At 64.0% G+C, this 24301-nt stretch carries 22 protein-coding genes; 14 read left to right on the top strand and 8 right to left on the bottom strand.

Annotation, left to right across the window (positions count from 1 at the left end):
* Positions 1-32: 32 nt before the first annotated feature.
* The 3 genes from D779_RS10415 to D779_RS10405 all read right to left on the bottom strand — a co-directional run bounded on the left by D779_RS10415 (position 33) and on the right by D779_RS10405 (position 1857).
* Positions 33-410 (bottom strand): NifB/NifX family molybdenum-iron cluster-binding protein, encoded by a 378-nt coding sequence (locus D779_RS10415; protein WP_043753426.1) that lies wholly within the window; start codon positions 408-410, stop codon positions 33-35.
* Positions 411-458: 48 nt separating this feature from the next.
* The gene (locus D779_RS10410; protein ID WP_043753548.1) at positions 459-866 is read right to left on the bottom strand and encodes a DUF6858 family protein; all 408 of its coding nucleotides are present in this window, start codon (positions 864-866) and stop codon (positions 459-461) included.
* 283 nt (positions 867-1149) lie between these two features.
* Positions 1150-1857, bottom strand: a complete 708-nt coding sequence (locus tag D779_RS10405) for a Crp/Fnr family transcriptional regulator (RefSeq protein ID WP_043753425.1) — start codon at positions 1855-1857, stop codon at positions 1150-1152.
* Positions 1858-2091: 234 nt separating this feature from the next.
* Here D779_RS10405 and D779_RS10400 point away from each other — a divergent pair, with 234 nt between their 5' ends.
* The 7 genes from D779_RS10400 (at position 2092) to soeC (ending at position 11803) form a co-directional block, all read left to right on the top strand.
* The gene (locus tag D779_RS10400; RefSeq protein ID WP_043753423.1) at positions 2092-3987 is read left to right on the top strand and encodes an ATP-binding cassette domain-containing protein; all 1896 of its coding nucleotides are present in this window, start codon (positions 2092-2094) and stop codon (positions 3985-3987) included.
* Positions 3988-4168: 181 nt separating this feature from the next.
* Positions 4169-5020, top strand: a complete 852-nt coding sequence (locus tag D779_RS10395; protein ID WP_043753422.1) for an ATPase — start codon at positions 4169-4171, stop codon at positions 5018-5020.
* Between the two features lie 108 nt (positions 5021-5128).
* Positions 5129-6223, top strand: a complete 1095-nt coding sequence (metA, locus tag D779_RS10390; protein WP_043753420.1) for a homoserine O-succinyltransferase MetA — start codon at positions 5129-5131, stop codon at positions 6221-6223.
* A gap of 382 nt (positions 6224-6605) precedes the next feature.
* On the top strand, positions 6606-6881 hold the full coding sequence (locus D779_RS10385) for a hypothetical protein (RefSeq protein WP_043753418.1): 276 nt from the start codon (positions 6606-6608) through the stop codon (positions 6879-6881).
* Positions 6882-7057: 176 nt separating this feature from the next.
* Positions 7058-9955, top strand: coding sequence for a sulfite dehydrogenase subunit SoeA (gene soeA / locus D779_RS10380; protein ID WP_043753416.1), 2898 nt, complete (start codon positions 7058-7060; stop codon positions 9953-9955).
* A gap of 88 nt (positions 9956-10043) precedes the next feature.
* The gene (gene soeB / locus D779_RS10375) at positions 10044-10766 is read left to right on the top strand and encodes a sulfite dehydrogenase subunit SoeB (RefSeq protein WP_043753414.1); all 723 of its coding nucleotides are present in this window, start codon (positions 10044-10046) and stop codon (positions 10764-10766) included.
* Between the two features lie 59 nt (positions 10767-10825).
* The gene (gene soeC / locus D779_RS10370; protein ID WP_043753412.1) at positions 10826-11803 is read left to right on the top strand and encodes a sulfite dehydrogenase subunit SoeC; all 978 of its coding nucleotides are present in this window, start codon (positions 10826-10828) and stop codon (positions 11801-11803) included.
* A gap of 36 nt (positions 11804-11839) precedes the next feature.
* Here soeC and D779_RS10365 read toward each other — a convergent pair whose 3' ends face one another.
* The 4 genes from D779_RS10365 to D779_RS10350 all read right to left on the bottom strand — a co-directional run bounded on the left by D779_RS10365 (position 11840) and on the right by D779_RS10350 (position 17255).
* The gene (locus D779_RS10365) at positions 11840-13309 is read right to left on the bottom strand and encodes an FG-GAP-like repeat-containing protein (protein WP_043753410.1); all 1470 of its coding nucleotides are present in this window, start codon (positions 13307-13309) and stop codon (positions 11840-11842) included.
* 3 nt (positions 13310-13312) lie between these two features.
* On the bottom strand, positions 13313-14119 hold the full coding sequence (locus tag D779_RS10360) for a hypothetical protein (protein ID WP_043753408.1): 807 nt from the start codon (positions 14117-14119) through the stop codon (positions 13313-13315).
* A 142-nt stretch (positions 14120-14261) separates the two neighbouring features.
* Complete coding sequence (locus D779_RS10355) at positions 14262-14915, bottom strand: CpsD/CapB family tyrosine-protein kinase (RefSeq protein ID WP_043753406.1); 654 nt, start codon at positions 14913-14915, stop codon at positions 14262-14264.
* Between the two features lie 261 nt (positions 14916-15176).
* Complete coding sequence (locus D779_RS10350) at positions 15177-17255, bottom strand: M1 family metallopeptidase (RefSeq protein WP_043753404.1); 2079 nt, start codon at positions 17253-17255, stop codon at positions 15177-15179.
* A 186-nt stretch (positions 17256-17441) separates the two neighbouring features.
* Between D779_RS10350 and D779_RS10345 the strand changes: the two genes are divergently transcribed.
* Positions 17442-18530, top strand: coding sequence for a ChaN family lipoprotein (locus D779_RS10345; protein ID WP_094300781.1), 1089 nt, complete (start codon positions 17442-17444; stop codon positions 18528-18530).
* 56 nt (positions 18531-18586) lie between these two features.
* Positions 18587-19822 carry a prephenate-dependent tRNA uridine(34) hydroxylase TrhP gene (trhP, locus tag D779_RS10340; protein WP_052348037.1) on the top strand — a complete coding sequence of 412 codons (1236 nt, stop codon included), beginning with the start codon at positions 18587-18589 and terminating at the stop codon, positions 19820-19822.
* Between the two features lie 14 nt (positions 19823-19836).
* Here the strand turns inward: trhP and D779_RS10335 are convergent, their stop codons facing one another.
* Positions 19837-20271: a YcgN family cysteine cluster protein gene (locus D779_RS10335; protein WP_043753400.1), complete on the bottom strand. Its 435-nt coding sequence runs from the start codon at positions 20269-20271 to the stop codon at positions 19837-19839.
* A 449-nt stretch (positions 20272-20720) separates the two neighbouring features.
* Here D779_RS10335 and D779_RS10330 point away from each other — a divergent pair, with 449 nt between their 5' ends.
* The 5 genes from D779_RS10330 (at position 20721) to D779_RS10310 (ending at position 24298) form a co-directional block, all read left to right on the top strand.
* On the top strand, positions 20721-21212 hold the full coding sequence (locus D779_RS10330) for a methylated-DNA--[protein]-cysteine S-methyltransferase (RefSeq protein ID WP_043753398.1): 492 nt from the start codon (positions 20721-20723) through the stop codon (positions 21210-21212).
* Entirely contained in the window at positions 21212-22111 is a 900-nt protein-coding gene (gene xerD, locus D779_RS10325; RefSeq protein ID WP_043753396.1) for a site-specific tyrosine recombinase XerD, read from the top strand. The genes D779_RS10330 and xerD overlap by 1 nt, the downstream gene beginning before the upstream one ends.
* A gap of 103 nt (positions 22112-22214) precedes the next feature.
* Complete coding sequence (locus D779_RS10320; protein ID WP_043753394.1) at positions 22215-22697, top strand: YajQ family cyclic di-GMP-binding protein; 483 nt, start codon at positions 22215-22217, stop codon at positions 22695-22697.
* 33 nt (positions 22698-22730) lie between these two features.
* A complete protein-coding gene (locus D779_RS10315; RefSeq protein WP_043753392.1) occupies positions 22731-23474 on the top strand; it encodes a disulfide isomerase DsbC N-terminal domain-containing protein in 744 nt (247 codons plus the stop codon).
* 44 nt (positions 23475-23518) lie between these two features.
* A complete protein-coding gene (locus D779_RS10310) occupies positions 23519-24298 on the top strand; it encodes a PP2C family protein-serine/threonine phosphatase (RefSeq protein WP_043753390.1) in 780 nt (259 codons plus the stop codon).
* Positions 24299-24301: the final 3 nt, after the last annotated feature.

Raw genomic sequence — 24301 nt, 5'->3', positions numbered from 1 at the left:
TCGCAAGTGCTTCGGAGCGCTGCGGTGCGAGATCAGCGGTGGCCGGCGTTCAGCTGAACGGAATCCTGGTGATGTGCCGCCGCCGTCGGCAGTGGGCGGCCTGCGGCCAGGTCCGTTGCAGCGTTCATGGGGTCGGTGGCGCTGGTGGCATGCACTCTGATGCCTTGTCGCGACAGCCGCTCGATGAATCCGCGACCGGCACTCTGGGTGATGACGGCGTCCAGGCCCAGTTCGAACAAGGGATGGTTTCCTCCCTGATATTCGTGCATCGACATGTCCGGCGGAAGATCGAGCCGATCGATCTCCACTGGCTCGGAGCGGCCGTCGGCTTCCAGGATGAGGAAGCGTCGGGTCTTGCCGGCGTGTCCCGTGATGGTCCGGAAGTTCTGGCTGGTGACTGCAATACGCATCGCTTACTCCACGCAAGAAGGCTGTTGTAGGCTCGGGTCTCCGCCGCGTCAGGCGATCGCGTTCCGCATTTTCAGCAATCCGCTGGCCCAGTCTTCCATGGCGGCGTTCGCCACAGGCATGGGGGCTTCGAGGAAGGTAACCAAGAAGCCATGCTCGGTTTCGGCCACGCCGATGGAGCGAGGACGTCCAGCGAGCGCTTGGGGGCTCGGCAGGGAGATGCCGAAGCAGAAGACCACGTTCTTGGCGGCCCGGATGCCTTCGCCGCAATGGCCCTCGGGCAGATTGCGGGTGTGGGCGAGATGGTCGAACTCGGCGATGAAGATCGCCGCTCGGTGCGCCTCGATACAGGCCCTGAAATAGCCGCAGATGGCATCCACCGAATCGAAACTGGTCTCGCTGCGGCCGAACTCCAGGGTGAAGACTGGATATTCTGCGGTTGAGAGTGTCTGCTTCATGGCGGACTCCATCGGCGGGGGGTTGCTGGAGCATCGCGCAGCAGGCGTATGGCCGTGGCCGATACAGCGGGAATCAGGATGCGACCGCGCGCCACCCTGGGGTCCACTCGGAGTCATGCGTCCCGCTTCGGTCGGGGATTAGGCGGCCGTTCGCGAAAGAATGGCTGCAGATTAAGCCCAGGTTACGGCGTGATCATTGAAAACGATCAAGCCGCAGACAGCGTGGAGCCAGCGGCGATCGCGTTCCTTTCGTGTGCGTTCGGTCGAGTCGCTCCGTTTCGGATCAATCCTCGGCGATACGCGTGAGATTGGGGATGTCGAGCAGGAACAGATTGGGCGCGGTCTCCACCAGCAGGCTCTGACGCTTGAATTCGGCGATGGTGCGGCTGGTCGTCTCCGTGGTGACGCCGAGCATGGCTCCCATGTCCTCGCGACTGAAGAGATGGCACTCGCTCGACTCCCGGTCGCGTGCCAGGCGAAGCAGCAGCCGGGCCACGCGCTGACGCGCGGATCCGGTCGAGAGTTCGGTGAGCCAGGCGTCCGCCTCGCTCAGCGCGCGCTGCCAGCGCGCCATGAGCTCGCGATGCAGATCCGGCGTCTCCCGGCCCAGATCGCGCACCAGGCGCGCCGGGAAGCGGCAGACCTCGGTCATCTGCAGGGCGACGGCATCGTGGTGGTAGGCATCGTCCAGGATCGCCTCCAGTCCCAGCACGTCGGTCGGACGGGCGATACGCACGATGCGCTGGCTGCCGTCGGGCAGGTACTGAACCAGCTTGAGCACACCGGTGCGCACGGTGAACATATGGTCCCCCGTGTCTCCGGCATGGTAGAGGCTGGTGCCTGGCTTCAGCGTGTATTGGTCGATAGGGTCGTGGATCCGCTCGAAATCCTGTTCCTTCAGACCGGCGAACAGGACCGATGTGCGCAGCGAACAGTTTAGGCAGTTTGCCTCGCCCGACCAGGCGTCCCGCAGAGTCACGCTTTTCGTCATCGAGTTTGTTTGATCCCTGGACATGCGCACGGCGTCGGTGCGCGCGAGGCTGTAATACTAACCGATTTGCCGTGGTCGACGTTCGGGTGATTTCTGTCATTGAAATAACGCAAATCTTGGCCTCCGTTCCGAGGTTGCGTCGCATGGGTGCTCTCTTTAATCTCGTTCGCATTCGCGTCTCTCTGACCCCTCTCGTTCCTCCGCGTTCAATCTCCCACTCTCCCAGGAAATCAGATGCCATTGCTCAGTCTCGACTCGATCGGTTTGTCCTACGGTCTTCCTCCCCTGCTGGAGGACGTCTCCTTCACTATCGAGCGCGGAGAGCGGATCTGTCTGATCGGTCGCAACGGGGCGGGAAAATCCACCCTGCTCAAGATCATCGCCGGCGAGGTGCAGGCCGACGGCGGCCATCTGCGTCGGGATCAGGGGCTGCGCATCGCCTGTCTGGCCCAGGAGATCCCGCGCGGACAGGAGGCGAGCGTTTTCGATGTCGTGGCCGGAGGGCTGGGCGAGCTGGGCGCGGTCGTTCAGGAGTATTTCAGGCTCTCGCACGCGCTCGGACCGGGCGCCTCGGAGGATCAGCTGGCGCATCTCGCTCGGCTGCAGCATCGATTGGACGATCAGGGAGGTTGGGAGATCGAACAGCGTACCGAGCGGGTCGTCTCGCGGCTCGGTCTGGATGCCGACGCCCGCTTCGAAGCCCTTTCCGGCGGTCTGCAGCGGCGGGTGCTCTTGGCCCGAGCCCTGGTCACCGAGCCCGATCTCCTGCTCCTCGACGAGCCCACGAACCATCTCGACATCGACGCCATCGACTGGTTGGAGGAGTTCCTGCTCGGGTTTTCCGGATCCCTGCTGTTCGTCACCCACGACCGGCGTTTCCTGCAGCGGGTCGCGACCCGCATTCTCGAGCTGGATCGCGGGCGCGTCACCGACTGGCCGGGCGACTACGCCAACTATCTGCGTCGCCGCGAGGAGCGGCTCCATGCCGAGGCGCTGGCCGCCGAGCAGTTCGACCGCAAGCTGGCCGAGGAGGAGGTCTGGATCCGTCAAGGCATCAAGGCGCGTCGGACCCGCAACGAGGGGCGCGTGCGCGCCCTCGAGGCGATGCGCGATGAGCGCCGCGAGCGGCGCGAGTTGCAGGGAACCGCTCGGCTGCGGATGACCGAGGCCGACCGCTCCGGCAAGCTGGTGGTCGAGGCCGAGGGCGTCGGCTACAGCTGGGGCGACCGCCCGGTCATCCGCGGGCTCGATACCCTCATCCTGCGCGGCGACAAGATCGGTATCATCGGTCCGAACGGTGCCGGCAAGAGCACGCTGCTCAAGCTGCTGCTCGGCGATCTGGAGCCCCGGCAGGGCGTCATCCGGCGCGGCACCAACCTGCAGGTGGCTTTCTTCGATCAGATGCGCGCCCAGCTCGATCTGGAGAAGAGCGTCCAGGACAATGTCGCCGAGGGCAGCGACCAGATCGAGATCGAGGGCTCCAGTCGTCACGTCCTTTCCTATCTCAAGGACTTCCTCTTCACCCCCGAGCGCGCGCGCCAGCCGGTCAAGGCGCTTTCGGGGGGCGAACGCAACCGGCTGCTGCTGGCCAAGCTCTTCACCCGTCCGGCCAACCTGCTGGTGCTCGACGAGCCGACCAACGATCTCGACGCCGAGACCCTCGAACTGCTCGAGGAACTGCTGATCCAGTTCAGCGGCACCCTGCTGCTGGTCAGCCACGACCGTGCGCTCCTGGACAACGTGGTGACCAGCACCCTGGTGTTCGAGGGCGACGGGGTGGTTCGCGACTATGTCGGCGGCTACGAGGACTGGCTGCGCCAGCGCCCGGTCGCGGAGCCGGTGGTCGAGGCCAAGGCCGAGTCGGCGCCTAGACCGGCCGAGAAGTCGTCCAAGCCGAAGCGCTCCTCCGACAAGCTCAGCTACAAGGAGACGCGCGAGCTGGAGGACCTGCCTGGGCGTATCGAGTCGCTCGAATCGGAGCAGGCCGAGCTGCATGCGCGCATGTCCGATCCGGCGCTCTATCAGGGCGATCCGAGCGAGGTAGTGCGGGTCAAGGAGCGTCTCGCCGAAGTCGATGCCATCCTCCAGGAATCCTATGTGCGCTGGGAGGCGCTGGAGGCGCGGCTTTGACATGAATCAGCTGGCGGCGATTCAGGCGATGCGCGGCTCGAGATGGCTGGTCAGTCTCGCGCGCGCTGCATTAGTATCGATTCATTCATATCAGTCGGATCGACGTGCCCGGCGAGTCTTGGCACGAGGTGCGGGCTCCTTGGTCCGGCATTTCAACCAACGCCTCATGGAGGCCTGATCCTTGAAGTTCTCGGTCGACGAATTCCGCGCCTGGAAGCATAAATGCGTGACCCTGCTCGGCATGTCCGGGGTCGGCAAGACCTATCTGTCGGCGATGCTGCGCCGCTATGACTGGTTCCACTATTCGGGTGACTACCGGATCGGCACCCGTTACCTGGACGAGCCGATCCTGGACCTGATCAAGGCCCAGGCGATGCGCGAGCCCTTCCTGCGCGAGCTCCTGCGGCGCGACTGGATCGCCATCCGCAACAACATCAAGGTCACCGACCTGGGGCCCGTGTTGAGTTTCGTCGGCAAGCTCGGCAATCCCGAACTGGGCGGTCTGCCGCTGGAGGAGTTCAGCCGCCGTCAGGCCCTCTACCGATCGGCCGAGATTGCCGCCATGCTGGATGTGCCGGACTTCGTGCGCAAGGCGCAGGACATCTACAGCTACGCCCATCTGGTCAACGACGTCGGCGGGAGTCTGTGCGAGCTCGACGAGCCGCGGGTCATCGATATGCTCGCCAAACACAGTCTCATCCTCTATATCCGCGTACCGGAGGCGGACGAGATCAAGCTCATCCAGCGCGCCCAGGCCGATCCCAAGCCGCTCTACTATAGACCCGAATTCCTGCAGGTCGCGGTCAAGGACTATCTGGCCCTGAAGGGGCTCGACTATGTGGCCGAGATCGAGCCGGACGACTTCACCCGCTGGGTCTTTCCGCGCCTGTTCCATTCGCGGGTGCCGCGTTACGAGGCGATCGCACGTCCCCATGGCTATACGGTGTCCTCCGAGGACGTGGCCAGGGTCCGCGACGAGCAGGATTTCCTGGCGCTCATCGAGTCGGCGATCGCCCACTCCGAGACCGCCTGAGCCGGCCGGCCGAGAGGCCGCTCGTCCCCGTGACCGACACCGGCGCCCTGGCTGGAGACGCCGTCAGGGTGCCCGAATCCTTACCGAGTCTGCATATCGAGGAACCCCATGCCGATCGTCGCCCACAACGCCCTGCCCACCTTTGCCCGGCTGCGCGAGGAGGGGCAGCAGATCCTCGCCCCCGACCTGGCCCTGCAGCAGGACATTCGCGAGCTGCACGTGGGTCTGCTCAACATGATGCCGGACGCGGCCCTGGCGGCGACCGAGCGCCAGTTCTTTCGTCTGATCGGTCAGAGCAACCAGATCGCGCAGTTCTACGTCCATCCCTTCAGCCTTCCCGATCTGAAGCGCGGTCCGGAGGCGTCCGAGCATATCGGCCGGTTTTACGAGTCGTTCGAGAAGATTCGCGAGGAGGGGCTGGATGCGCTCATCATCACGGGTGCCAACGTCACGGGGCCCGAACTGGCCGACGAACCCTTCTGGAGGCCCCTGATCGAGGTGGTCGACTGGGCCTACGACAATGTTTGCTCCACCCTCTGCTCCTGTCTCGCGACCCATGCCGTGATGCAGTTCCGCTATGGCCAGAAGCGTCAGCGGCTGCCCGAAAAACGTTGGGGCGTCTTCCCGCATCGGGTCCTGGTGCGTTCGCATCCGGTGGTCAGCAACGTCAACACGCGCTTCGACGTGCCGCATTCGAGATTCAACGACATCAGCCGCGAACAGTTCGAGACGGCCGGATTGCACGTGCTCGCCGACAGCGAGGGGGCGGGCGTGCATCTCGCGGTGAGCCCGGACGGATTCAGACAGGTGTTCTTCCAGGGCCACCCCGAATACGACATGATTTCGCTGCTGAAGGAGTACAAGCGCGAGGTCAAGCGATTTGCGGCTGGTGCGCGCAGCGACTACCCGCCGTTTCCGGAAAACTATTTCGGGCTGCAGGCGCGGGCCATCCTCGACGAGCACCGCGCTCATGTGCTCGAGGCCATGAATCGGGGGGGCGATACTCCCGCGTTTCCGGAGGATCGGATCGCGACGGCGCTTCACAATACCTGGCACGACACGGCGGAAGGCGTGGTCGGCAACTGGATGGGGCTCGTCTATCGGGTCACCCATCACGACCGGACGCGGACCTTCATGTCGCACGTGAGTCCCGATGATCCATTGGGTCTCGGCTGGGGCGAGGGAAGCGACGCGCTATCATGACGTATTGACACAACAATAGTGTGTCTTTTGCGGCTCGACCGGCATCGATGTCCCCCTTCGCCGGCGCCGATCCTGGTCTGGTTATGTCTTTTATGCCTATTTTGTTGGTAATTTGATACGCCTGCCCGGCGCTTAACGGGGACCCAGTTCCAAAAGGCGTTAATAGCGTTCAGTGCATCACGTTTTTCCGCAAAAAGTCGCGAATCAGGGTTGTCCCTTGTTGCGTTTAGGTACTAGAATGAAGTCGTGAGATGCTGCATGCAGCCTAAATGATACAGCCGTGTTGTTTGTTTTGTTGGTTCGGCGGGGTTTTATGAGCAGCTCTGGCGGTGTCTCGGGTGGGACTACCGATTTCATGAACCAGATTCCGAGAAGGTCAGACATGTTTGACGCGACAGAAAATGCGATTCGCTACAAATGGGACCCCCGTACATGGACAGGGTTCAAGTTACGATTCGATGCCGAGGGTGCCGCCAAGGGTGGCCACTGCTGCTTCCACGTCGAGGATTGGAACTGCCGTACCGTCACCAGCGAGTGGCCGTGCGAGGATCTGGACGAGGCTTTGGAGGTGCTGAATCACTTCTTCACCCTCGATTGCAAGAAGGAGCGCGAGCGCCTGAATTCCTGGCTGCCGGCCGAGTATCGCGACGCCGCCTAAGTTTTCCTCCGTTCGTCGATCTCGTTGAAGGGCCGCTTGCGGCCCTTCTTTTTGTCTCGATGGAATCGGTCTCGCTCGAAAATCAATGACAATTATTGACTGCGTTTGAAAGATTCAGCATCGGAATATTAGAATGCAGCGATTGTTCCGCCGCATTCCACGCAAAGGTGTTATCCATGCAGGATCCAGTCAGCTACTCGGACGGCGCGGTCGGCCGGGTCGAGGTCAAGGAGACCACGTGTTACATGTGTGCCTGCCGTTGCGGCATCCGTGTGCACCTGCGTGACGGCGAGGTCCGTTACATCGACGGCAATCCCAAGCACCCGCTGAACAAGGGCGTCATCTGCGCCAAGGGCAGCTCCGGGATCATGAAGCAGTATTCGCCGGGGCGGTTGACCAAACCGCTGCGTCGCAAGTCGGGGGCCGAGCGTGGCGAGAGCGCCTTCGAGGCCATCTCCTGGGACGAGGCCTTCGGGATGCTGGAGGAGCGACTCGGCAAGCTGCGCGCCGAGGATCCCAAGAAGTTCGCCCTCTTCACCGGCCGCGACCAGATGCAGGCCCTGACCGGCATGTTCGCCAAGCAGTTCGGCACGCCCAACTATGCGGCGCACGGCGGATTCTGCTCGGTCAACATGGCCGCGGGGCTCATCTATACCATCGGCGGTTCCTTCTGGGAGTTCGGCGGCCCTGACCTGGAGCGCGCCAAGCTGTTCGTGATGATCGGCACCGCCGAGGACCATCACTCCAATCCGCTCAAGATCGCCATCTCGGAGTTCAAGCGTCGGGGCGGGCGCTTCATCTCCATCAACCCGATCCGTACCGGCTACTCGGCGATCGCCGACGAATGGGTCCCGATCAAGCCCGGCACCGACGGCGCCCTGATCATGGCGATCACCCACGAGATCGTCAGCAAGGGTCTGTTCGACCGCGAATTCCTCGTCCAGTACACCAATGCCGCCGAGCTGGTGGTGAACGACCCGAGCCGGGACGATCACGGTCTCTTCTATCGCGCCGAGATGCACGTGGAGGAGGGCTGCTTCGATCCGCAGAACAAGCTCTGGTGGGAACGCGAGCTGGACGGTCCCATCAGCACCCATACGCCGGGCGCCGATCCGCGGCTCATGGGAAGCTATACCCTTCCGGACGGTACGCCGGTCAAGCCCTCCTTCCAGCTCCTCAAGGAGCGACTGGAGCAGTACACGCCCGAGTGGGCGGCGCCCATCACCGGCATCCCGGCCGACACCATCCGCCGGCTCGCCCACGAGATGGGCGTGACCGCGCGCGATCAGAAGATCGAGCTGCCGGTCAAGTGGACCGACTGCTGGGACAACGAGCACGAGTCCGTCACCGGCAACCCGGTGGCCTTCCATGCCATGCGCGGCCTGGCGGCGCACTCCAACGGCTTCCAGTCGATCCGCGCGCTCGGCATCCTCATGACGGTGCTCGGGACCATCGATCGACCCGGCGGTTTCCGTCACAAGGCCCCCTATCCGCGCCCGATCCCGCCGTGCCCCAAGCCGCCGCACGGTCCGGAGGCGGTCCAGCCCAACACCCCGCTCGACGGACTGCCGCTCGGCTGGCCGGCCAAGCCCGAGGATCTGTTCGTCGACGACGCGGGCGAGGCGGTGCGGCTCGACAAGGCATTCTCCTGGGAGTATCCGCTCTCGGTCCACGGTCTGATGCACAACGTCATCACCAACGCCTGGCGCGGCGACCCCTATCCGATCGACACGCTGCTGCTGTTCATGGCCAACATGGCCTGGAATTCGAGCATGAACACCAGCGAAGTGCGCAAGATGCTGGTCGACAAGCAGCCGAACGGCGAATACAAGATCCCCTTCCTGGTCGTGTGCGATACCTTCGCCTCCGAGACCGTGGCCTTCGCCGACCTGGTGCTGCCGGATACCAGCTATCTGGAGCGTCACGACGCGCTCTCCATGCTCGACCGGCCCATCTCCGAATACGACGGCCCGGTCGACTCGGTGCGCATTCCGGTGCTGCCGCCCAAGGGCGAGTGCAAGCCGTTCCAGGACGTGCTCATCGAACTCGGCTCGCGGCTCAAGCTGCCCGCCTTCACCAAGGAGGACGGCAGCCGCAAGTACCGCGACTATCCGGACTTCATCGTCAACTACGAGACCTCGCCCGGCTCCGGTATCGGCTTCCTCGCCGGCTGGCGCGGTCAGGGCGGCGACAAGGTCCTCAAGGGCGAGCCCAATCCGCGCCAGTGGGAGATGTACGCCCAGAACGGCTGCGTCTTCCATTACGAGCTGCCGCGCAACTACCAGTACATGCGCAACTGGAACAAGGGCTATCTGCACTGGGCGCGCGCCCACGGCATGATCCGCTATGCCGAGCCGATCACCCTGCATCTCTATTCCGAGGTGCTGCAGAAGTTCCGGCTCGCGGCCCAGGGCAAATGGCCTGGGCGCAAGCCGCCCGAGCGTCTGCGCAAGCGGGTCGAGACCCATTTCGATCCCCTGCCGTTCTATTCCGATCCGCTCGAGACGCAGATGACCGATACGCGGCGCTATCCGCTCAATGCCCTGACCCAGCGGCCGATGGCCATGTATCACAGCTGGGACAGTCAGAACGCCTGGCTGCGCCAGATCCACAGCCACAACTATCTGTTCCTGAGCCCGCGCGTGGGCATCGAGAACGGCTTCGAGGACGGCGACTGGATCTGGGTGGAATCGCCCCACGGCCGGGTGCGCTGCATGTGCCGCTTCTCGGAGGCGGTCGAGCCGGGCACGGTCTGGACCTGGAACGCCATCGGCAAGGCATCGGGCGCCTGGGGGCTCAGCGCCGACGCCGACGAGTCGCGCAAGGGTTTCCTGCTGAACCATGTGATCGCCGAGGAACTGCCCCCGCACGAGGCGGGCGAGCATCTCTCCAACGCCGATCCGGTCACGGGCCAGGCGGCCTGGTTCGATGTGCGGGTGCGGGTCTACAAGGCCGAGGAGGGTGATCCCAAGATGACCTCGCCCCAGTTCAAACCCATGCCGCGTCTGCCCGGTCAGGAGAAGAAGCGCGGTAAATGGCAGGCCTACGTCGCCGGCGTCTTCGGCAAGAAATGAACCCCAACGACCAGCTCGCCACTTCCCGATCGCCGGTATCGCTCTTCGAGCCGGCGGCCGAAGGCTGGCGGCGGCTGGAGGCTGAAATATGACTCAACTCGCGCTCGTCATCGATCTGAACGTCTGCGTCGGCTGCCATGCCTGCGTCACCTCCTGCAAGGAGTGGAACACCTCAGGCTGGGCGGGGCCCATGGTCGACCAGGATCCCTATGGCGCCTCGCCGACCGGGACCTTCTTCAACCGGGTGCAGACCTTCGAGGTGGGGACCTTCCCCAATACCGAGACCGTCCACTTCCCCAAGAGTTGTCTGCATTGCGAGGAGCCGCCTTGCGTGCCCGTGTGCCCCACCGGCGCCTCCTACAAGCGCGAGGACAACGGCGTGGTGCTGGTCGACTACGACAAATGCATCGGTTGCAAATATTGCTCTTGGGCTTGCCCCTATGGCGCCCGCGAGGTGGATGCCGAGCAGAAGGTGATGAAGAAATGCACCCTGTGCATCGACCGCATCACCGACGCCAAGCTCTCCGAACGCGATCGCAAGCCGGCTTGCGTGCTGGCTTGCCCGGCCGGGGCGCGACTGTTCGGCGACGTGCACGACCCCGACTCCGAGGTGTCGGTCGCGATCCGCGAGCACGGCGGCTATCAGCTGATGCCCGAATGGGGCACCAAGCCCTCGAATCACTATCTGCCGCGTCAGAAGGCCCGGATGCACATCGATCCGGACGAGCTCACGCGCGTGGACAACCCGCTGCGCAAGGAAGATCTCACCAGCTACACGGGCGAGGAGACGCTCGACGACGTGGCTTGGTAGTCAGTGCCCAGCGTTTCATCGGCGACTCATCCGGACATCAGACATTCAGGAACGACCTCATGCATCCAGCCTTTTCAGTCATCCTTCTGACCACGCTGATCGGCGCCGGTCAGGGTCTCTATCTGGCCATGGTGACGGGTCAGCTGTACGCGATCGCCCGCTTTCTGCCACTGCAGAAGGATCAGTTCTATGCGCTCGGAAGCCTGGTCGCGCTGGTCATGCTGGTCGCCGGTCTGGGCGCCTCCTTCTTTCATCTGGGGCGACCCGAGCGCGCCTGGCGCGCGGCCTCCAAATGGAAGACCTCCTGGCTCTCGCGCGAGGTCATCGCCCTGCCGTTGGTCATGTTCCTGGTCTTCGCCTATGCGCTCGCCCATCTGATGGAATGGACCGAGCCGCTGTTCCGGGTCGGCCAGTCGCTCGACGTGGACGTGACCCTGCTGCTCGGCCTGTTGGGCACGCTGGCGAGCTTCGCACTCTATGTCTGCACCGCCATGATCTATGCCGGGGTCAAGTTCCTCGAGGAATGGCATACGCCGCTGACGGTCACCAACTTCATCTTCTTCGGCGCCGCGTCCGGATTCATGCTGGCCGCCGCCTATTCGGCCTATGTCGGCAATCCGCTGGTGACATTCTTCGGCACCTGGGCGGCCATCCTGACGCTCGTGGCCCTGGTCTCTCGGGTCGCGCATCTCGCCCGCAATGCGCGCATCAAGCACAAGAGCACGATTCAGACGGCCATCGGTGTGCGTCATACGGTCCTGACCCAGAGGGCGCAGGGGGCGACCGGCGGCAGCTTCAACACCCGCGAGTTCTTCCACGGCCGCAGCGACCGTACCCTTGGTCTGGTGCGCGCTCTCTATCTGATCCTGGTGTTCCCGGTGCCGATCCTGCTGATCGGCGCGGCCTACGTCACCGAGTCCTCGACGCTGCCGATCCTGGCCTTCGCCGTTCAATTCCTCGGGCTGCTCCTGGAGCGCTGGTCATTCTTCGCCGAGGCGCGCCATCCGCAGAATCTCTACTATCAGTCGGTGGCCTGATCGGCGTCGTTGAGCGGAAAGGGGCTGGGAGAAGCGCTACTGCCCGAGTGTCGGGGCGGGCGTCGTCGCGTTCTGCACGGAATGCTCGCGCTCGCTCTTGATTACCGGCCAGAATCCCGCATCCTCCTGACCCTCGGAGAATGAATAGCTCTGGAACTCATCCAGAGGGACGAAGCCCTGCTCGGCATCCTCCACGAGACCGACGATTCCGTAGCTTCCGGTTCCCATGCCGATGAGGATCTCGTCTCTGCCGTCGAGATCGATATCGCCGGCCGCCGGACGGGTCTCGCCATTGACGAGTCTGTATTCGGGCAGGTCGATTCCGGCGACGAGTCCGCTGGAGACGAGCGTGCCGGATCGATAGTCGAATATCTCCACCAGACCGTCCCCGGCAGGCGCGAGCCCGATGATGATCTCGTCCCGGCCGTCGCCGTCGACGTCGCCGAGTGCCGGTCGGGTCTCGCCGATCAAGGACGCATAGGAGCCCCAGGTCAGGTTGCCGTCGACACTGTTCGTAGACCGGAGATATTGGCCCTCGATCGTGCCTTGAGTGGAGAGGCTCGTGTCATTTAGTTTCTGCTCCAGCATGAGTCCCATTTGGACGACGAATGTGCCTCCAGGCAGCATGCCTGGGGTGTTTTCGATTTTGCTGAACCCGACGACCAGATCGGCGCGGCCATCGCCGTCGATGTCGCCAAGCGCGGGAAAGGTCTTGCCTCCGGCCTCGAAATAATCCGGCCATTCCACCGAGGTCCAGCCGAGCGAGGCCAAGGCGCCGTTGGCGTAGCCGAAGATCTCGATCATGCCCATGCCGCCGGTTCCGAGGCCGATGACGATCTCGTCGCGCCCGTCCCCGTCGATGTCTCCGATCGCCGGATAGGTCTCGCCGTTGGCGGCGTTGTATTCGGGCCAGGAGACGTTCCCCCAGGTCAGGACGGAGAAGTCGTCGTCCAGAACCTGGAAGACCCCATCCAATGGTGCGCCGTCATTCCGGGCGGCATGGCCGATGACGACCTCGTCGCGGCCGTCTCCGTCGATATCGCCGACTGCGATTCGCGAATCTCCCTCGCTCTGTAGCGTGCCCTGGGCGCCGACGGACAGGGTTCGTTCGAACTCCTGGTTCCTGTTGTCGACCTCGATCCAATTCTGCTCGCCGACGCCCGCTTTGGCGCCAAGAACGTAGCGGAATTCACCCGAGGTGATCTCGTTCGAGAAGTCCGATGCCTCGAGATGGCCGTCCGAGGCCTTCACGGCGAAATAATAGATCTGGCTGGGATCCGGTGGCGAGAAGGTATAGCTGGTCTGGCTCTTGTCGATCTCGATGGGAGGGTCGACATAGTCGCCCGTTTGCGTGCCGTAATAGATCTCGTAGTAATTCACCCTTGCGTCATTGACGGGGTCCCACTCGAGGACGATGGAACCGGCCTCGCTCGCGAGGGCCGAGGTGCTAAAGAAGGCGGTGGCGATGACAATGGCCCGAGGTGGACGATGCGCGTGAATCTTCATCTTTCATACTCCATCGGAGCCGGCCGTTTGACTGGATGCTCCGGTCGTGCCGTTCGGGGGGGATCGCATATCGGTCTGATGATTGAGCCGTTTGGCCAGGGGGGCTGCGTCGGGAATGGTGCCCAGTATGGGCAGTCCGAGATAACGGGCGATTTGGCGTTCGGATCGGAACGAGGGGTCGGAGAATTCGCGGGCCGCGATGATGACCGTCATAGCCAGCAGCGAGAGTGCCAATATCCACAATGCGGGCGGCAGTCGTTCGGGGCGCCACAGCACCGGGCGAGAGCTGACCTTGAGCGTGCCCATCTCAAGACTCGGCGCCGTGACGCCGGGTTGCTGCTTGGCATGCTGCAATGCCTCGTTGAACCGGGCCAGGAGTCGTTCGCTGTAATAATCCACCAGGTGACGCCCAAGGGGTTCTCGAGGACCTTCATAGGCGAGTCTCAGCTCCGAATCGCCGGTCTTCGAGAGCGTCAGCGAGCGATACACGAGCCGGCGAAGATCCATGATGTCATGGATCCTGTAGCCAGCGTCTTGCAGGAGTGCGCCCTGCCGCGATAGGTCCGTGAGGGCGAACCCCTCCTGAAAGAGGAGATCGGGCTTGGCGATCAGGTCCTCGAGATCGACCGAGGATACCGGATTCTTCGCCACGAGGACGTTTCCCGAATATGAGAATGTACGCGCCACGGTGGCGGTGCGGTCGAACAGTGGCGAGGCGACCAGATAGACGGCCAGTGGAATCAGTGCCAGGAATAGCCAGCTCCCATGTGTCTTCAGGGCATTCAGGAGGCGTGTGAAATAGAAATGCATATCGTCATTTTCCTGCGTTCGCGCGGTATGGAAGAACTCTGTCGGCGCGGCGCTCTCGATGGGTCGTGCCGCCGTCGGAGCGGCTCATGGGTCTCATGGCATCCATTAGGAATGGCTCAGTTCTTACGCCAGGTTCGCCCAGTCAGCTGCTCTGAGATCTCTTCCGCTGATTGGTGACCACGCCCAGGACATCGACGCCGGCGATCTCCAATGACATATAGGCCTTCTTCACGGCCTGTCGTGGGGTCTCGCCCTTCATCACGACCAGCGCCACTCCATCCACCATGCGTGCCAGCATGACGGGGTCCATCATCATTCGATTGGTCGGGAAGATGGAACCAGCGTCGATCAGCACCAAGTCATACCGATCCCTTGCCTGATCGATGAGCTGCCCCCCGATGAGGAGCAGGTCGCTGCCTGTGCGCGCATGGTCTCCATGGTCGGTTGGGGCGAGCAGGACGTCCAGGTCATAGCCTTCCGGCCTCGATGTCAGATCCCTGAGGTCGGTCCGCTGGATCTTCTCCATCGGATGGATCGGCTCCAGTCCGAAGAAGCCGTGTATCGCCGGCTGATACCAATTGAGATCGAGCAGGATGACGCGTGAGTTTCCCATCTGTGCGGCGGTCGTGGCGAGCGAGGCGCTGATCAGGCTCTTTCCCTCGCCAGCGGTCGCGCTCGTGCATAGGATCGTCTTCCCCTGGTCGCCGCTCAAGGCATGCTCGACCGATACGAGCACCCGTTTGATTTCGGCGATCTGTTCGAGCGCCTGGCGACAGTTCGCATCGAATTGAGTCATTGTTCGGTAATTCTCAGCTGTGACTAACGATTGTGTGAGGCGAGTCGGAATATTTAGACTCAGATAGTATCGGGTTCAAGGTTCCGTCGTCGAAGGGCGCTAGACCGGTCGCAGCCAGCCCTATCTGTATCAGAATAGATGGGCGGGCTGTGATGCGCCGCGCTTTTTGGCCAAGAGGCGTGAGTCAGGACAGGATGTTTCGCGCCCCGCGTCGAGTGCGATGCCGCCGGTCGCGAGCCTTGTCGGGCCGCGCCTCACCAGCTATGGTCGATCCGGCTCGAAGCGATGGACGAGCGCCGAATCGCCCGACGGCCATTGGCCCTTGAGTCGGTTGGTCGCCTCGGGTCCGGAGAACAGCAGGTAGCTGTAGCGGCCGTAGTGCGGAACCTTGCGCGCCAGGGCCGGCAGTGCCTCCGGTGTGGCGGTCGCCAGCCAGGCCAGGGGGCGGTTCCCTGAGCGGCGGGTCAGCACCAGGCTTTCGCCGTCCGGATGGGGGCGAGTATCGGCGAGTTTCAGCTGGCGCTGCGACGGATCCAGCGCGAATCCCTCCGATCCGGCGGCGAACTCGCCGATCAAGGCGTTCTCCCAGCCGAGTAGCAGCACGGCCCCTTCCTTCGGTAGCCCGGAGAGTTCGGCGTCGCTGCGAATCTCCCACTTGGATTGGGTGTCCTTCCATGCCTCGGCGAGCCGGCGATATCCCCGCATCAGCGTCTGCGGTGCACGAGCCGGCAGGACGATGATGCCCCGGTCGGTCCCTAAGAGGTTGCTGAGGGTCACCGGCGTTTCGCCCGGCAGCAGCTGGCGGAAGAGATCGAACTCGGGGTCGACCGCGACCTGGGTCGGTGCCGAATCCAGCTTGGCGGTGAAGTGGGTCTCGCGGCCGTCGCCCCTGAGATTCATGTGAATCGGTGGTCCTTCCCTCAGATCGATCCGGACTGGGATCAGTAGCGGGAAGGGTGGCTCGGTCTGGTCCTGGCGGACGGTTCCCGTGACCTGGAAACCCTCCTTCGTCTGCATGCTCTGGACATTGGACAGGGTCAGCCGGGGTGCGCCGGAACGTCGGGTCCAGGCGTCGAAGAACTTGCCTAGATCCTGTCCGCTGACCGACTCGAATGCGCTTCGCCAGTCGGCGAAGCCGGCGGCGCGAAAACGGTTGTCGGCATAGAAGCGGCGCAGACCTTCTCTGAAGACATCGTCGCCCAGTCGGCGTCTCAGCATGTGGAAGAACATGGCGCCCTTGTTGTAACCGATCGCCTGCGAGGCGGATCCGTGCTTGGCGCGGAATTCGGTCAGCGGGAAGTCCTTGCCGGTTCGGACATAGTCGCCATAGTCCTTGAGCATGTCGCGGCGCTGTTCGACCCCCCGGCCCTCGCGTTCCTTCAGCCAGTAATCGGCCAGATAGTTGGTGATGCCCTCGCTCCAGTTGCCGGAGTCGTCGTCGACGTAGACACCGTTGCCCCACCAGTTGTGCAGGATCTCGTGGGGATAGGATGTGTGGATGATGAAGGGCAGGCGGATGACCCTGGGGCCGAGCAGGGTGAAGGAGGGCATGCCGTAGCCGCTTTCCCAGAAGTTCTCGACCAGGGCGAACTTGGTGTAGGGGTAGGGGCCGATCATGTCCGAATAGAGGCGCAGATAACGCCGGGTCGCCTCCAGATAGCGCTCGGCCAGCTCGGGGTCGGGCCGGCGCAGATAGACCTGGGCCTCGATGCCGTCCGCGTCCGCGCGATAGAGATCGAAGGGGGCCGCGACCAGATAGATGTCGTCCTGGGGATGGTCCTCGCGCCAGCGCGAATGCCCGTTCGCCGGATCGCCCGGCCCCTCGCCCTGGGAGACGGCGATCCAGCCCTCGGGCAGCCGGACGTCGATCTCGAAGGCTTGGAGCGCGTCCGGAACCCGCGGATACCAGGCGCTGAAACCGTCGAGGAAGACGCCGTCCGGCTGGATGGTGCCCGGCGAGGCCTGGCGTGAGCGTCCCATGCCGGCGTCGATCGACTCCAGGTCGTGCCGGATGATGCCACCATAGGTTAGAGTGACCGGTCCGGTCTCGCCGAGCTGCAGCAGGTAGCGATCCAGGTGATGCCAGCGGCCGTTCGGGACCAGCTCGGCGTCTCCCGATTCGACGCGCGGATCCAGTCCGGAGTGCAGCAGGATCGGCCATTCGGTCCGGTCGTCCGGGAAGCGGATTCGGTCCTGGACCGCGATGGAGCCCGTGTCCGGGTCGATGCCGACGCTCAGCCGATGGCCGATGAGGGGCGGATCGGCCAGCGCCGTCAAGGGCAGGACGAGCAGAAGCACCAGGCGCGCGAGCGAGGGGAGGGGAATACTGATCGGTGACATGGATCTCTATCCGGAATCGCTGGTCGAGGGATGAGTCTGATTCAAGAATCGGCGCCCGCGGGTGCCGCAACCAAGGGCCGTCATCCGTCAGGGCGGCTGGGGGAGCGCGTGTTTGACAAACGACATTCGGTCTTGGCCCTCGTGGCTTCGTTGTTCGGTCTCGGTGGCGTGGCCTGCTCGACGAGCATGGCCGATCAGCCGGCGTCCGCGGACGCACTCGCGGGCAATCGCACCCAAGTGGTCGAGTCGGCCCGGATCTCCGACATGGGCTGGCTGATCGATCGTCTCGCCGATCGGCGCCTGATCTTCGTCGGCGAGAGTCACGACCGCTACGAGGATCATCTGAACCAGCTGGCGATCATCCAGGGGCTGGTCGCCAAGGGTAAGACTCTCGCGATCGGCATGGAGTTCTTCCAGCAGCCCTACCAGCAGCCCCTGGACGACTATGTGGCGGGCAGGATCGACGAGCTCGAGCTGCTGCGCCGGACCCAGTATTTCGACCGCTGGCGCTACGACTATCGGCTCTATCGTCCCATTCTGCGCTATGCGCGGGAACAGGGTCTGCCGCTGATCGCGCTCAATCTGCCCGCCGAGCTGACCCGCAAGGTCGGCGAGGTCGGCATCGCGGGTCTCGACGCGGCGGAGCGCCGATCGATTCCGTCCGAGATCGACCGCGAGGATCCAGCCTATCGCGCGCGTCTGCGCCGCGTCTTCGAGCATCATCCGGTCTCCGAACAGCGCAACTTCGAGCACTTCCTCGAGGTGCAGCTGCTGTGGGACGAGGGCATGGCCGAGCGTGCCGCCGACTATCTGAAGGCGCATCCGGACCGCACCCTGGTGGTCCTGGCCGGCGTCGGCCATCTGGAGTCGGGGCAGGGCATCCCCAAGCGGCTGCTGCGCCGCGTCCAGGTACCCTCGGCGATCGTGCTGAGCGGCAGCAACCGCACCCTGGACCCGGCGGATGCGGACTATTTCCTCTATCCGCCCGCCGTCGAGCTGCCGCCGTCCGGTCTGCTCGGCATCCGGCTCGACGACGCGGATCCGGGCGAGGGCGTCCGGGTCGCCGGATTCGGCGAGGGCAGCGGGGCCAAGGCGGCCGGCATGGAGGAGAACGACCGCATCCTGAGCATCGGCGGGCAGCCGATCGCCAGCTATGCCGACATCCGGATCGCCCTGATCGACGCCGAGCCGGGCGATCGTCTGCCGGTCGAGGTCTTGCGCCAGCGGCTGGTCGGCGGCGACCAGCGATTGAATCTGCAGGTGGAATTGCATTGACGACGACCCCCGAGTGCCGGCCGGAGCTGCTGTCTCCGGCCGGAACCCTGCGCAACATGCGCTACGCCTTCGCCTACGGCGCCGACGCCGTCTATGCCGGGCTGCCGCGCTACAGCCTGCGGGTGCGCAACAACGACTTCGATCTGGAGAACCTCGGGGTCGGGATCGCCGAGGCCCACGACCAGGGCCGGCGCTTCTATCTGGCCGCCAACCTCATGCCGCACGGGGCCAAGCTGCGCACCTTTCTCGACGACATGGAGCCCATCGTCGCGCTCGGTCCGGACGCGCTCATCATGGCCGACCCCGGGCTCATCCTGCTGGTACGCGAGCGCTGGCCCGAGATGGCGATCCATCTCTCGGTCCAGGCCAACACGGTCAATGCCGCCTCGGTCCGTTTCTGGGAGCGGCAGGGACTGAGCCGGGTCATCCTCTCGCGCGAGCTCTCGCTCGACGAGATCGATCAGATCCGCGACGCCTGTCCGGACATGGAGCTGGAGGTCTTCGTCCATGGCGCGCTCTGCGTCGCCTATTCGGGGCGCTGTCTGCTCTCCGGGTATTTCAACCACCGCGACGCCAACCAGGGGTCCTGCACCAACGCCTGCCGCTGGGACTACCGTCTGGCCGGCGCCGCGCCCGTGTCCGGCGACTCCGGTTCCGGGCGTCATCCGGCCGCTGACGAGGTCTATCTGCTGGAGGAGGCCAAACGTCCCGGCGAGTACCTGCCGGTGTTCGAGGACGAGAACGGCACCTATATCATGAACTCGCGCGACCTGCAGGCGGTCGCCCACGTCGGACGCCTGGTCGCCATGGGTATCGACTGTCTCAAGATCGAGGGCCGGACCAAGTCGCACTACTATGCAGCCCGGACCGCCCAGGTCTATCGCGCGGCCATCGAGGACGCGCTCGCCGGCCGGTCCTTCCGGCCCGAGCTGATCCGGGATCTCGAAGGGCTCGCCAACCGCGGCTACACCGAGGGCTTCTACCGCCGGCATGCCGCCGCCATGGATCTGCAGAACTATGTCGACGGCGCCTCGCGCAATCAGCGCCGGCTCTTCGTCGGCGACCTGATCGGGGGCGACGGCGAATGGGCCGAGATCGAGGTCAAGAACCGCTTCGCCGTGGGCGACGAGCTCGAGATCATGGCGCCCGCGGGCAATCGCGTCTTCCGGCTCGAGCGCATGCGCGACCTGGACGGGGGCGACCTGGAGGTCGCGCCCGGTGCCGGCTGGCGGGTGCGGATTCCGCTGCCGGCGCAAGCGGACGCGATGGGGTTGCTCGCGCGCGTACTCTGAGCCCGATCCGGGTCTTACCGGACCCAGTCGATCAGATTCATCAGGGGATTCTCGCCCGATTCAGGTCCGATCGCGCGTCCGCGCACGCTCTGGCCGGCCTCGAAGACGGACTGTGGATCTCCTGTGAGCAGCGGATGCCAGTCCGGGAGCGCCTTCCCCTCGGCGAGACGCCGATAGGCGCAGGTCTCGGGCAGCCAGGACGGGGTCTGCAGAACGTCCGGAACCAGGGTCACGCAGTCATGCATCCGCCGGGCGCGGTCCTCGTAATCCTTGCAGCGGCAGCTGTCGAGATCCAGCAGGGCGCAGGCGATGCGGGAGTAGACGATGCGGCCCGTCTCCTCGTCCTCGAATTTTTCGAGGCAGCACTTGCCGCAACCGTCGCAGAGCGACTCCCACTGCTCGGCCGTCATGGATGCCAGTGGTGTCGTTTCCCAGAATTCTTCGCTCATCTCGTTCGTTGCCTTCTATCGTTCTTTGGTACTCGATCGCTGGCGGGCGAGTATAGCGGAAGCGGAGACCGGCTATCCCCGGCGGATCCGCTTGACGAGCGAATGGGCGGCAGTGTTGTGCACATCTTGCCGCGACTGACGTGTTCGCGTCTTACGAGCCAAAACCCTCGGCTTTCCGAATGCCTGTTTTTTGACTTAACTCTCTGTAATAGAAGATATTCGTGCCGGTCATCAATGCTCTGTCTCGGTCCCCATGAAATCCTCGCGATTCGATCCTTCATGCCTCGCTTGCGAATCACTCACAGACTTATCCACAGGTTTGTGCTCGGCATCCGATGGGTTTTGAAGGCTGCGGCAAGGCTTATAATCGTCTCGAAATAGCCGGATCGATGCGATTTCGGCGATCGCGGCCCATGCGTGCGCCCACTCTGCTGCGAGGGAGAGGTTCGATGCCATCCAATCTTTTAGACACCCCGATCGGCACCATCCTAATCCATTGGCGGGATCGGACCCTGACCGGAATCGATCTGGAACCGAACGAGCGCGGGCGGATGGAGGCCGCGTCCGCCTCCTCGCCTGTGCCGGAGTTCATCGCCGGGCCGCTGAGGGATTATTTCGCCAGCCCGGAGGTCCCTTTCGATCTTTCGCTCGAGCTCTCGGGCACGGACTATCAACGCCGGGTCTGGTCGCTCCTGCGCGGCATTCCCGCCGGCCAGACCAGGACCTACGGCGAACTGGCGCTCGCGCTCGGCAGTGCGGCGCGCGCGGTCGGTCAGGCCTGTCGCGCCAATCCCTGTCTCATCGTCGTTCCCTGTCATCGGGTCGTGGCCCGTCAGGGTCTGGGTGGCTTCGCCGGCGATACGAGCGGACGCCGGCTGGGCGTGAAACGCTGGCTGCTGAGGCACGAGGGGATCGATCTACAGGGAGACGGGAAGGGCTGATGGCGGCGGACGATCGCGCGATCATCGAAGGATTCGCCGACGCCCTCTGGATGGAGCGCGGACTGAGCCGGAACACCCTGTCGGCCTACCAGTCCGACCTGCGGGCCTTCGCGCTCTGGGTCGCGCGCGAGCGCGGGCGCGATCTGGCCCAGGCGCAGCGGGAGGATCTGCTGGGGTATCTGACCCTGCTCGCCGACCAGGGACGCAAGCCGCGCTCGACGGCGCGTCTGCTGTCCTGTCTCCGGCAGTTCTATCAGCATCTGCTGCGTACGGGTCTGATCGCCGAGGATCCGAGCGCGCGGGTGGATTCGCCCAAGCTGGGCCGGCCGCTGCCAAAGAGCCTCAGCGAGTCCGAGGTCGAGGCCCTGCTCGGCGCGCCCGACACCCAGGATCCCCGCGGACATCGCGACCGCACCATGCTGGAGGTGCTCTATGCGAGCGGTCTGCGCGTCACCGAGCTGGTCACCCTGACCCCGAGTCAGGTGAGCCTGACCCAGGGCGTAGTGCGCATCATGGGCAAGGGCGGCAAGGAACGGCTGGTCCCCCTGGGGGAGGAGGCCTGCGCCTGGCTGAAGGGCTATGTCCAGGGGCCGCGCATGGATCTGCTCGGCGGTCGGGTCAGCGACTATCTGTTCCCGACCGCTCGCAGCGATTGCATGACGCGCCAGACGTTCTGGCTGCTGATCAAGCGCTATGCGATCCAGGCGGGCGTGGTGAAGCCGCTGTCCCCGCACACGCTGCGTCATGCCTTCGCCACCCATCTGCTCAATCACGGTGCGGATCTGCGCGTCGTCCAGATGCTGTTGGGCCACAGCGACCTTTCAACCACGCAGATCTATACCCATGTCGCGCGTGAGCGGCTGAAGCAGTTGCATGCGCGTCATCATCCGAGAGGCTGAGCACGCTGCGTCGGTCAGGCCGGGGCGGCAGGTTGCGGGCGCATCGCGGTTGCGAACGCGTTATAGTTAACCGCTTTCGGCGTTACAGCGAGACATTCATTTCATGCCCTCTTTCGACATCGTCTCTGAAATCGACCTTCAGGAGGTCCGCAACGCGGTCGATCAGGCCAATCGCGAAATCGGCACACGCTTCGACTTCAAGGGTGTCGACGCCAGCTTCGAGCTGACCGACGACAAGATCCTCATGACCGGCGAGCAGGAGTTCCACCTTCAGCAGATGATGGATATCCTGCGCCAGAAAATGGTCAAGCGTAAGGTCGACATCGACAGTCTGGATCCCAAGGATCCGGTATCGACGCTCAACGCCGCCCGCCAGGAGATCCATCTCAAGCAGGGGATCGATTCGGACACGGCCAAGAAGATGGTCAAGGCGATCAAGGCCAGCAAGCTCAAGGTCCAGGCACAGATCCAGGGGGACCAGCTCAGGGTCACCGGCAAGAAGCGCGACGACCTTCAGGAGGCGATCGCGCACCTGCGCGGGCAGGATTGGGGACTGCCGATACAATTCAACAACTTCAGAGACTGAAAGCTTTCTGAATCCATTAGAGACTCCTTGCCCATGATCAGATTTGGTGATTTCGCGTTGTTGGCCGGCTCGCTGGCCCTGGTTTCCTCGCTCGCCGTCGCTTCGCCGGAAGACGATATTCGAGCCTCGCTGAAGAAGGTGATTCCGGAGGTCGAGATCACCAACATCCAGCCGTCCCCGGTCAAGGGACTCTACGAGGTGATGGCCGGCAACGAACTCATGTACGTCACCGGAGACGGTCGCTATTACATCAACGGCCGCATCGTCGACATCACGACCCAGCCAGTACCGACGGATCTGACGGAGCAGCGTCTGGCCGCCGTGCGCAAGAAGCTGGTCGACGAAATCGGGGAGGATCGGATGGTGATTTTCGGATCTCCGGAGGCCAAGCATACGGTCACCGTCTTCACCGATATCGAGTGCGGCTATTGCCGCAAGCTGCACAATCAGATCGCCGACTACGAGAAGGAAGGCATCCGCGTGCGCTATCTCTTCTTCCCGCGCGCAGGCAAGGACAGCCCCGCCTATGACGAGGCGGTCTCGGTCTGGTGTGCCGGGGATGCCGATGCCCGTCGTGCGGCCATGACCAAGGCCAAGTCCGGCGAGCAGATCCCTGCCAAGACCTGCGACAATCCGGTCGATGCCCACATGGCGCTCGGGCGTGACCTCGGGCTGCGCGGCACGCCGGCCATTCTGACCGAGGACGGTCAGCTGATTCCCGGCTATGTCCCGCCCAAGCGTCTCGCGGCCGAGCTCGACGGCAGCAGCGGGAGCTGAGCGATCTGACGGGCCCTATCGACTTGCCTCGAGAATCGAGATCCATGGAGCGTCGTCCCATCAGTGCCTTCCGATTGGAGTTCGCCTGGCGAACGGACAAGGGGCGGGTCCGTCAGCGTAACGAGGATGCGGTCGCCGTTCATCCCGACCTGGGGCTGGTGATCGTCGCCGACGGTGTCGGCGGCGCCAGCGCCGGTGACGTGGCCAGCCATCTGGCGACCGAGACCATCTCGGAGCGCTTCGGGCGTCTCGCGACGCCGCGCTCCGATCCCGAAAAGGCCCGTCTCTATGTCGAGGCCGCCGTGGAAGAGGCCAATATCAGCATCTGGCGCCACAGCAAGCAGAGCATGGACTGCACCGGGATGGGTACCACAGTGGTGGTGGGATCGTTCGGCTGGGACTGGATGGCCTACGCCCATGTCGGCGATTCGCGCATCTACCGACTGAGCGATTCCGAGCTCGTCCAGCTCTCGCGCGATCATTCCTTCATCCAGGAGGTCGTGGATCAGGGCTTCTTCACCTCGCGCGAGGACGCGCGCCGCTACGGGATCGGGGAGAACATCCTGACCCGGGCGCTCGGCTCGGCGCCGGGAGTGGGTGTCTCCTCCGATCTGGTCGAGATCCGGGAGGGCGACCTCTTCGTCTTCTGCACCGACGGTCTGACCGGCATGGTTCCCGAGGAGTGGATGCGCCAGATCCTCCTGGCGGTGGGCGAGAACTCGCTCGAGTCCGCGGCCGATGCCCTCGTTCGATTGGCCAACGAGCGCGGCGGAACCGACAACATCACGCTTGCCCTGGTCAAGGTCGGCGAGCGTGTCGACTGATCC

Source organism: Imhoffiella purpurea (assembly GCF_000585215.1).
Taxonomy (GTDB): Bacteria; Pseudomonadota; Gammaproteobacteria; order Chromatiales; family Chromatiaceae; genus Imhoffiella; species Imhoffiella purpurea.
The sequence above is the reverse complement of the archived record's forward strand: the minus strand, read 5'-3'. Positions and strand labels throughout refer to the sequence as shown.